We start from the raw sequence: 9,147 nt of genomic DNA on the forward strand, positions 1-9,147 counted from the left end.
CCTGTACGGACGCCTGCGCGGCGGCCTCGACCGGGCCCGGCGGGACGACCTGGTCGCGCGGTTCGAACTCGACCCGACCCGGAAGGGCCGTACCTACTCCAAGGGCAACCGCCAGAAGGTCGCCCTGGTCGCGGCCTTCGCCTCCGGCGCGGAACTCCTCGTCCTCGACGAGCCCACCTCCGGGCTCGACCCGCTGATGGAGGAGGTCTTCCGGCGCTGCGTCACCGAGGCCCGCGACGCCGGCCGCACCGTCCTGCTCAGCTCGCACCTGCTCAGCGAGGTCGAGGCCCTCTGCGACCGGGTCAGCATCGTCCGCGCCGGCCGCACCGTGGAGAGCGGCACCCTCGCCGCCCTGCGCCACCTCACCCGTACCTCGATCACCGCCGAGCTCGCCGGAGCCCCGAACGGCATCGCGCACCTGCCCGGCGTCCACGACGTCGAGGTGCGCGGGCCGCGGATCAGCCTCCAGGCCGACACCGGCGCACTGGACGCCGTCCTGCGTGCCCTCACCGCCTCGGGCGTCCGCTCCCTGACCGCGACCCCGCCCACGCTGGAGGAACTCTTCCTGCGCCACTACGCCCCGGAGGGTCGGCCGGGCGGGGTGAACGGGCGATGAACGGGCCGCTGACCGGTACCGGCACGCTGCTGCGGCTGGCGCTGCGCCGCGACCGGGTGATGGCGCCGGTCTGGGTGGCGGCGGCCGCGCTGCTGGTGGTGAGCATGCCCCGCGCGCTCGGCGCCGTCTACGCCACGGGAGCCGAACGGGCCTCTCTTGCCGCCTCGATGAACGCCAACGGCTCGATGCGGGCCCTGTACGGGCCGGTGTTCGGCGAGTCCCTCGGGGCCCTCACCGCCTGGCGGAGCGGGGTGTTCGGGGCGGTACTCGCCGCCGTGATGAGCCTGGTGATCGTCGTACGGCACACGCGCGAGGAGGAGGAGACGGGCCGGCACGAACTGCTCTGCTCCGGGGCGGTCGGCCGCCGGGCCCCGCTGACGGCCGCCCTGCTGGCCGCGCTCACCGCCGACGCCGCCGTGGCCGTGCTGATCGCGGGCGGGCTCGCGGGGCAGGGCGCGCCCGGGGCCCTCGCTCTCGGCCTGGGCATCGCCGGGACCGGGGTGGTGTTCGCCGCCGTGGCGGCCGTCGCCGCCCAGCTGACCGGGAGTGCCCGGACCGCGAAGGGGCTGGCGGCGGCCGTGCTGGGGGCCGCGTTCGTGCTACGTGCGGCGGGCGATGCCGGCACCCCGGGCGCCGGGTCGGCCTTGACCTGGGCCTCGCCACTGGGCTGGCTGGAGAACGTACGGGCCTTCGCGGGCGAACGCTGGTGGGTGCTCGGGCTGTTCGCGGCCGGGGCGCCGGCGCTGACGGCCGCCGCCTACGCGCTGGCGGGCCGTCGCGACCTGGGCACGGGCTTCCTGGCCGCCCGGCCGGGCCCGGCCGAGGGGCGCCTCGGTTCGGCGGGGGCACTGGCCCGGCGGCTCCAGCGGGGGGCCGTACTCGGCTGGAGCGCTGCCTTCCTCACCGCCGGGGCGGTCTTCGGGGGGATGGCCGACGGGGTCGCCGAGGTGGTCGGCGGCAACGAGCGCACCCGCGAGATCATCGAGCGGATGGGCGGGCGCAGCGGGCTCACCGACGCCTTCCTCGCCGCGATGGCGGGGCTATTGGGCATGGCCGCCGCGCTGTTCGCCGTCTCCTGCGTCCTGCGGCTGCACGGGGAGGAGACCGCGCAGCGCGCCGAGCCGCTGCTCGCGCACCCCCTCGGCCGGCTGCGCTGGGCCGGCGGCCACCTGGCCGTCGCCTTCGCGGGACCGGCCCTCATCCTGCTCCTGGCCGGCCTCGGACTGGGGCTCGGGCACGGCGGGGATGCCGCCGCCACGGTGGGGGCCTGCCTGGCGCAGCTGCCGGCGGTGTGGGTCTTCGGCGGACTGGCCGCCCTGCTGTACGGGGCGGCCCCGCGGTACGCGGCCGTCGCGTGGGCGGTGGCCGGGGCCGCGCTGGCGCTGGGCTGGCTGGGTCCGGCCCTGGACCTGCCGCGTCAGGTGCTGGACCTCTCGCCCTTCGCCCACCTGCCGAGGCTCCCCGGCCCCGGCGGCCGGCAGCCCGTGCCCCTCCTCGTCCTCACCGGCCTGGCGGCGGCCCTGACGGCGGTCGGCCTGGCGGCCCTGCGCCGCCGCGACATGACGGCGTAGGCCCGCCAGGCCGTCTCTTCCGGACCCGCCACCCCAGCTCCGGCCCGCCGGGTACCGCACCTCGCGCGCCACCACGCGTCAGGGACCTCGGCGCCCGTCCGTACGGACCGTCGCGGATCCGCGGCCATGACCTCCACCGAGGCGCTCACCGGTCCGAGGCTCCGCGCCGCGCCGCCTGATCGATGCGCCCAGGCGGCGCCGCATCCGGCGTGCGGCACCGGCGGGCGGTGCCTAGGCTTGACGGGTCACCGCCGGGCATTCGGGGGGACCCCTGCACCAACGGGGTGGTGCTCCGGCTCCCCGCTGCACAGGAACCGGAAGGCGGCCCTGTCATGGCTACCGCACCCGAATTCGACACCCCCGTTCTCGACACCATCGCCGCGATGACGATCGACTCCCTCGAGCACTGCCACATGGACGAGCGCACGCTGATCATCAGCCGGATCGCCGCGCTCGTGGCCATGGACGCGCCCGCGATCTCCTACATGGCCCACATCAACCCGGCCCTCAAGGCCGACTTCACGGTCGAGCAGCTCCAAGACCTCCTCGTCGCGATCGCGCCCGTCGTGGGAACGGCACGCGTCATGTCCGCGGCCGGGCACATCGCACAGGCCTTCGGCGTCGCCCTCGCGCTCGCCGAAAGCGAGGCCGAGGCGATAGCCCAGGCCGAGGCCGCCAGCCGCAACATGTGAGCCATCGCGGCTCCGGCGGGCACGGATACCGCGGTGTGCCGTGCGGCCCCCGGGTAATACCGCAGTTCGCTGACCCCTCCGGGGGACGGGTAGGGCCCCCGCGCTGCACGCGCGGGGGCCCGGTGACGGTGGCTCGGTCCCTGTCGGGCCGACAGGGAGGGACCACGAGCCCTGATGGGTCGGTCAGCCCCGTGTCGTATTCGGTGCGGTTCCATCCGTGGCCGGTGCGGTCAGCCGATGAGTTCGGCGAGGATCCACTCGGCGAGGCTCTCGGTCACCAGGCTGTGCTCGGAATTGGTGTCGTCGCACTTGAAGGCGTCCAGCTCGCTACGGCCGGAGGGGAGGTCGTTGAGGTGGGTGGTGAGGTCGACGTCCCAGGTGACGGGGTCGTACTTGAGGGCGATGGCGCTGACCGAGGGCACGAAGCAGCCGGAGCGGTGGCGCTCGTCGATCGGGGCGCCGAGTGCGTCGGCGAGCATGCCGTAGGAGGCCAGGGTGCCGCCGGGCGCGCCGTCGAGCGCGGGGATCTCGCTGGTTCGGCTCGTACGGTAGCCGAGGATCAGGGCCGACATCCGTACGACTTCCTGGTCCTGGCCGAAGGCCGGCTGGGTGCGCAGTACCGCGCGGGCGATTCCCGGCGACCTCCAGTCGAAGACCAGCTCGTCGGGCAGCAGGGGGCCCGAGGTGCCGTCACCGGTGCCGTTGGCGACGCCGAGCCTGCGCAGGCCCGGCTTGGACGGGAACCATCCGATGTCCTTGAGGTCCTGGAGGAACCGGAGGCGCTTCTCGCTCCAGGTCGCGACGGCGCCGGAGTCCTTGGCGTTCGGCACCCAGGCCCACAGGAGCTGCTGGGCGGCGGCGCTCCTGATCAGCTCGGCCTGCTTCGGCTTGCCGGAAGGGTCGGGAACGGACTCGAAGAAGTACGCCAGCTGCTGCAGTGCGACCGGGATCCAGGCGCCGTTGTGCGGGGAGTCGTAGGAGAGGTAGATGCGGCTTTCGTGGTCCTCGCCCTCGTTTTCCATCCACGCCAGCGCGTACCGGGTGATGAGTCCGCCCATGCTGACGCCGCCCACGATCAGCGGGGCACCGCCCTCCAGCCGGTCGTCGATGGCCTTGCGGATGGCGCTGACCGCGACGGCTGCGTTGGCCTGGATGTGGGTGTGGCGCTCCTTGAAGCCCAGCAGGATGACGTCCACGCCCGCGGCGAGCAGCTGGCTGAGCAGCCGCTTGCCGTCGGCGTCGTAGGGCGCGTCGAGGTGGGAGTAGAGGTCGTCGAGGTTGCTCTCGCCGTAGTTGAACCCGTCGGCGAAGATCATCGGGTTGACCAGGCCCTCGTGGGGCGTGCCGTCGGCGTCGAGGCCGTAGTAGACGGCGGCGGTGCCGGTGGCCGTCTCCCCCTCGTACGCGAACGCGCCGGTGAGCTGCCAGACCGTATTCGGCTTGTTGACCTTGCGGGCTGTGTCCCCCCGCAGTGCGGGTGCGAACAGCACTCCCTGCCGGAGCGGTTCCGGTGCCTCGCCCTGCGCCTTTTCGGCGCCCTCCGCGTCCGTCCACGGTGCGGTGCTGACGTCGACCCTCGGTTCGCTGCCGTGCGTAGCCATGTACTGCCGCCTTCCCTCGTCTGCTGGATGAGTCGCCGCAGGGACCGCCTTCGGCCGGGTGGTGCCGCGGCCGGGGGGTGGGTTCTGGCCGCCCGGGTACGCCTGGCGCCGACGCCGGCTCCGGTGTCGCACGACCGATGACGTGCGCGGTCCCGCCAACAGGGGAAAGGTATGTGGGCTGATCGGGCCCGGGTGGCAACGACACCTGGGGCGCGCACCGCGCCAAGGGGCACTGGTCCCTCGGAGTCCGCGCCCCCGCGCGCCCCGAAACGGGTGAGGCTGTCGCGGAGGTGGCGAGTGTCCCCGGCGCGGGAGCGAGCAGCCTGCACCTCGCCGCGCCGGAGCTCCTCCCAGCACCGTGCCGGCCGCCGGACGAAGGCCGCCCGGATCCACTACGGGGCCGTCCCACTGACCAAGAGAGGGGGACCCCACGGGCGGCCCGTCGACCCGGTGTTTGTGAGTGCCGAATCCGTCCGGTACTGGCCCCTGGGAGACCTCGTGCGGACGGCCCGGGCCGGCCTACCGTGACGGGGTGAGTGACGAGACGAACGGGTGCACCGGGCGGGTCCTGGTTCTGGTGCTGCCCGAGGTGAACCTGCTGGACCTCGGTGGTCCTGTGCAGGTGTTCGATGCCGCGGCGCATTTCGGCGGCGGCTACCGGCTGGAGTACGTGGGCGAGGCAGACGGTCTGCGGTCGGCCCAGGGCCTGCGGCTGGCCGGTCTGGCACCGCTGCCGACGACCCGGCCGGTGGCCGGCGATCTGGTGCTCGTACCGGGGCCCCGGCTGACCGGATCCGACCGGCTGGTCGAGCCCGCCGTGGTGCGCTGGGTCCGGGAGGCCTACGACGCGGGTGCCCGGGTGGCGTCGGTGTGCACCGGTGCCGCCGTCCTGGGGGAAGCGGGACTGCTGGACGGCAGGTTGTGCACGACCCACTGGTCGCTGACCTCGGCCATGCGCGAGCGGTACCCGCGGGCCCGGGTGCGCGAGGCCGCCCTCTACGTGCACGACGGGCGGATCAGCACCAGTGCGGGGATCTCGTCGGGGATCGATCTCGCGCTGTCCCTGGTCGAGCGGGACCGCGGCCCGGAACTGGCCGCGCGGGTCGCCCGCGAACTGGTGCTGTACCTGCGGAGGGACGGGGACGCGACGCAGATCAGTCCGTTCCTGCGGCACCGCGACCACGTCCATCCCGCGGTGCACCGGGTGCAGGACCACCTGGCCCAGCACCTGGACGCCGCCTTCACCCTGCGGGAACTCGCCGGCGTCGCCGGGCTGTCCCCGCGCGGTCTGACGCGGGCCTTCACCGCGGTCACCGGCATCACCCCGTTCGTCTACCAGCGGCAACTGCGGCTGGAGCGGGCCCGCTCCCTCCTGTCGGGTACCGACCTGACAGTGGAGGCGGTCGCGGCCCGCTGTGGGTTCCGCGACGCGCGGCAGCTGCGCCGGGTGGTCGCCGACGCCTTCGGAGTCCCTCCCTCGCGACTGCGCGCACCGCTGCGGCCGACCGCCTGACGGATCCACCCCCCCCCCGGGGGGGAGCGTCGCCCCTTCCTCCCCCCCCCGGACTCTTCCGCTTTCGCGTTTCCACCCGTTTTCCCTCTTCCACGAAGTCGTCTCCACCAGGGCCGGCCGACGGCACCACGCTGCCGATCGGTGCCCGGATTGTCGAGGTATGTCTTGTCCGAAGTGAGTTCCGAGGCGGGCTCTGGTTCCAAGCCGCGCAGGGGGCACCGGGCCCTGCGCCGTATCGGCCGGGTACTGCCGGCCACGGTGCTGTCCGCGGCGTCCTTCGCGGGGATCGCCTTCGCGGGGGTGAGCGCGTCGATGGCCGACAGCTTCGCCGCCGCCCCCCGCGGATCCGGCCGGTGCCGCCCGGCCGGATCACGGTGGCGGTCGCGGTCGGCAACGCGGGCTCGGTGGCCACCGACGTACTCGCGCCCTACCAGGTGTTCGCCGAGTCCCGGGAGATGTTCGTCTACACGGTGGCCGCCGAACGCCGTGTCAGCCCGCTGTCCGGCGGCGCCCATCTGCTGCCCGACCACACGCTGGCCGAGGTGGCGGACGGCACCCTGCCGGAACCCGACGTCGTGGTCGTGCCCGCGGTGACCGACCCCACCGGCGCGGGGGAGGAGGGCCTGCGCCGGTGGATCGTCGAACGCCACCGCAGGGGTGCCCGGATCCTCGGGGTGTGCGCGGGCTCCGAACTGCTGGCCGCCTCCGGTCTCCTCGACGGCCGCGACGCCACGTCGTTCTGGTCCAACATCGGCTCCCTGGAACGCAGTTATCCGAAGGTCGACTGGAAGCGCGGGCAGCGCTACGTCGAGGACGGGCGGGTGACCACCACCGCGGGCGTCACCTCCGGCACCGTGGGCGCCCTGCGGGTGGTCGAGGAACTGGCCGGCGAGACGGAAGCGGCCCGTATCGGCACCGGGCTGTCCTACCCCGGCTGGACTCCGGACGGACCGACCGCGATACCGGCCAACCACCTCGCCCTCGGCGACCTGCCCTACGCCCTCAATGCCGCGTTCCCGTGGCGGCGACCTACCACGGCCATTGGCCTGGTCGACGGGGTCGAGGAGATCGACGCGGCCGCGGCCCTCGAAGGGTACGGCGGAGTGTCCTTCGCCGCCCGGACGGTGGTGATCGGCGCCGGCGACACCGTCACCACCCGCCACGGCCTGGTCCTCGTCACCCGGCCGGCGACGGGGGACGCCGACGGCGCGGACCGCTTCGTGGTGCCCGGCGTCAAGGATGCCTCCGCCCTCGGCACCGCACTGAGCGGCTGGGCCCGCCGCAACGGGCTCACCGCCGAACTGCCCGGCGGGGGACGGCGGTCCGGGGAGTTCGGCTTCGATCCCGTCTTGCGGGACCTCGCCGAGCACAGCGACCGCCGTACGGCGCTGGCCACCGCGAAGTTCTCCGAGTACCCCTCGGCCCACCTGGAACTGACGGGCGCGCCCTGGCCCTGGCGGCCCACCCTGCTGGCCGCGGCGACGGCCGCCCTGAGCGTGGGAGTGGGGCTGGCACCGGCGGCGGCACGCCGGGCGATGCGACGGCGGCGCCTCCCACGGCGTCCGGTGGCGTAGCCCCGGACGCCGTGAGCCGGTTGATGCACAGCGCCGCTGCGGGAAAGGGACACCAGTGGGGTGTACTACCAGTACACCCCACTGGTGCGTATCATGTGTTCATGCCTCTTCCTCGTTTCGACCGCCTGCCCGCCGAACGCCGCGAGCACATCCTGGGAGTCGCGCGTCGGCACTTCGCCGAGCACGGCGCCGAAGGCGCCTCCTACAACAAGATCATCGAGGCGGCGGGAGTCTCCAAGACCGCCGCCTACCACTACTTCGACGGCCGGGAGGACCTGCTCACCGCGGTCCTCGACGGAGTCCTCGACCGACTGCTGCACGCCCTCGGCCCCTGGGGCCCGGCCCGGGACGAGGAGGACTTCGGCGCCCGGTTCGCCGCTGGATCCGCCGGCCTCGCCGCCCACCTGAGGGACCACCCCGAGGACCTGGCCCTCGCCGACGCCGCCATTGGGCGCAGCGACGGAACCCCGTGGCTCGACTGGTTCGATGCCCTGGTCACGGACGGCCGTCGGCTCGGGATGATCCGTACCGATGTGGACCACGCACTGATGGTGTCGGCGACCGCCGCCGTCATCCGGGCCGCGGACGCCTGGGCCGTGGCCCTGATGACGAGCGGATCCCTCGAAGGCCTCCCACAGGGGGACCCCCCGCACCAGCTGTGGACCCTCCTGCGCGGCCTGTGGGGTGCGGCGGCCGCGGCTCCCGGACAGGAGCCGAACGGTGCGCACTGACCTGAGGATCTCCTGGGAGATACCGGCCACCCCGTCCGGTCTCGCCGGCCGCCTCGAACGGTTCATGGGGCCGGGCAAGTCCCGCTCCGAATCCGTGGTGGAGACCATCGGTCTCCTCGGCTGTGCCCTGCTGCTGGCCGCCGGACTGTGGAGCTCGGGAGCCGCGCGCGACTGGTCGACCGGGCAACTCGCCGTGGTCGCCCTGGCTGGGCTCGACCTGATCGGCGGGGTGCTGACCAACGCCACCAACGCCGCGAAGCGTTGGTACCACCGGGCCGACCCGGCGGCGCGGCGCGCCCGGCTGCTGTTCGTCTCGGCGCACCTGATCCACCTCGCCGCGATGGGCCTGTACGTCCTCTCCGGCGACCTCGCCTGGACCTCGGCGAACGCCGGGCTGCTCCTCGGCGGGTCGGTGGCGGTGGAGTTCGCGCCCGTCCACCTCAGACGGCCCGTGGCGATGGCGGTGTTGATGGCAGCCGTCCTGGTCAACCTGTTCTGGCTGCCGGTGCCGGCCGCACTTGCCTGGTTCGTACCACTGTTCTTCCTCAAACTGCTCGTCTGCCACCTCGTGCCCGAGGCGCCCCTCGAACGGGGTCGGGATGCCTGAGGACCTGGATGCCGCGGCCTCCCGCCGGATCGACACCGACCCCGACCCGGCCGCCTGCGCCGAGCTGCTGGCCGCCGCGTTCGTCCGGGAGCCGGCCGTCTCCTGGATCTGCGGCGGCGCACACTCCGCCCGTGCTCGCTGGTTCCGCGCCACCCTGCGCACCCACGCCGGCCTCGCCGGGGCCCGCCGTACGGCTCTGGTGGACCCCGACGGACGGCTCCTGGCGGCAGCCGTCCTGACCC

The 9,147-nt window shown here is 73.9% G+C and carries 9 protein-coding genes; 8 read left to right on the forward strand and 1 reads right to left on the reverse strand.

Annotation, left to right across the window (positions count from 1 at the left end; translation table 11 throughout):
* The 3 genes from VR44_RS15975 to VR44_RS15985 form a co-directional block, all read left to right on the forward strand.
* A partial coding sequence (locus VR44_RS15975) for an AAA family ATPase (protein ID WP_045948162.1) occupies positions 1-616 on the forward strand: 616 nt, incomplete at its 5' end.
* On the forward strand, positions 613-2,187 hold the full coding sequence (locus VR44_RS15980; RefSeq protein WP_045948163.1) for an ABC transporter permease: 1,575 nt from the start codon (positions 613-615) through the stop codon (positions 2,185-2,187). The genes VR44_RS15975 and VR44_RS15980, both read left to right, overlap by 4 nt.
* A 332-nt stretch (positions 2,188-2,519) precedes the next feature.
* Positions 2,520-2,879 (forward strand): hypothetical protein, encoded by a 360-nt coding sequence (locus tag VR44_RS15985; RefSeq protein WP_045948164.1) that lies wholly within the window; start codon positions 2,520-2,522, stop codon positions 2,877-2,879.
* Positions 2,880-3,109: 230 nt separating this feature from the next.
* On the opposite strand, the gene VR44_RS15990 is transcribed toward VR44_RS15985, so the two are convergent.
* The gene (locus tag VR44_RS15990; protein ID WP_052713629.1) at positions 3,110-4,480 is read right to left on the reverse strand and encodes a lipase family protein; all 1,371 of its coding nucleotides are present in this window, start codon (positions 4,478-4,480) and stop codon (positions 3,110-3,112) included.
* Positions 4,481-5,012: 532 nt separating this feature from the next.
* On the opposite strand from VR44_RS15990, the gene VR44_RS15995 reads away from it, so the two are divergent.
* The 5 genes from VR44_RS15995 to VR44_RS16015 form a co-directional block, all read left to right on the forward strand.
* Positions 5,013-5,993: a GlxA family transcriptional regulator gene (locus VR44_RS15995; protein WP_045948165.1), complete on the forward strand. Its 981-nt coding sequence runs from the start codon at positions 5,013-5,015 to the stop codon at positions 5,991-5,993.
* A gap of 353 nt (positions 5,994-6,346) precedes the next feature.
* Positions 6,347-7,567: a DJ-1/PfpI family protein gene (locus tag VR44_RS16000; RefSeq protein ID WP_052713630.1), complete on the forward strand. Its 1,221-nt coding sequence runs from the start codon at positions 6,347-6,349 to the stop codon at positions 7,565-7,567.
* Positions 7,568-7,668: 101 nt separating this feature from the next.
* Positions 7,669-8,298 (forward strand): TetR/AcrR family transcriptional regulator, encoded by a 630-nt coding sequence (locus VR44_RS16005; protein ID WP_045948170.1) that lies wholly within the window; start codon positions 7,669-7,671, stop codon positions 8,296-8,298.
* Positions 8,288-8,905, forward strand: coding sequence for a hypothetical protein (locus VR44_RS16010; RefSeq protein WP_045948166.1), 618 nt, complete (start codon positions 8,288-8,290; stop codon positions 8,903-8,905). The genes VR44_RS16005 and VR44_RS16010 overlap by 11 nt, the downstream gene beginning before the upstream one ends.
* On the forward strand, positions 8,898-9,147 hold a 250-nt coding region (locus tag VR44_RS16015; protein ID WP_045948167.1), incomplete at its 3' end, for a hypothetical protein. The genes VR44_RS16010 and VR44_RS16015, both read left to right, overlap by 8 nt.

The organism is Streptomyces katrae (assembly GCF_000966975.1).
Classification (GTDB): domain Bacteria; phylum Actinomycetota; class Actinomycetes; order Streptomycetales; family Streptomycetaceae; genus Streptomyces; species Streptomyces katrae.

What these genes read in the sequence shown, in the direction of transcription:
- VR44_RS16005 (WP_045948170.1), top strand. Translation starts at nt 7,669, where the DNA reads ATGCCTCTTCCTCGTTTCGACCGCCTGCCCGCCGAACGCCGCGAGCAC.
- VR44_RS15990 (WP_052713629.1), bottom strand. Translation starts at nt 4,480, where the DNA reads ATGGCTACGCACGGCAGCGAACCGAGGGTCGACGTCAGCACCGCACCG.
- VR44_RS15980 (WP_045948163.1), top strand. Translation starts at nt 613, where the DNA reads ATGAACGGGCCGCTGACCGGTACCGGCACGCTGCTGCGGCTGGCGCTG.
- VR44_RS15985 (WP_045948164.1), top strand. Translation starts at nt 2,520, where the DNA reads ATGGCTACCGCACCCGAATTCGACACCCCCGTTCTCGACACCATCGCC.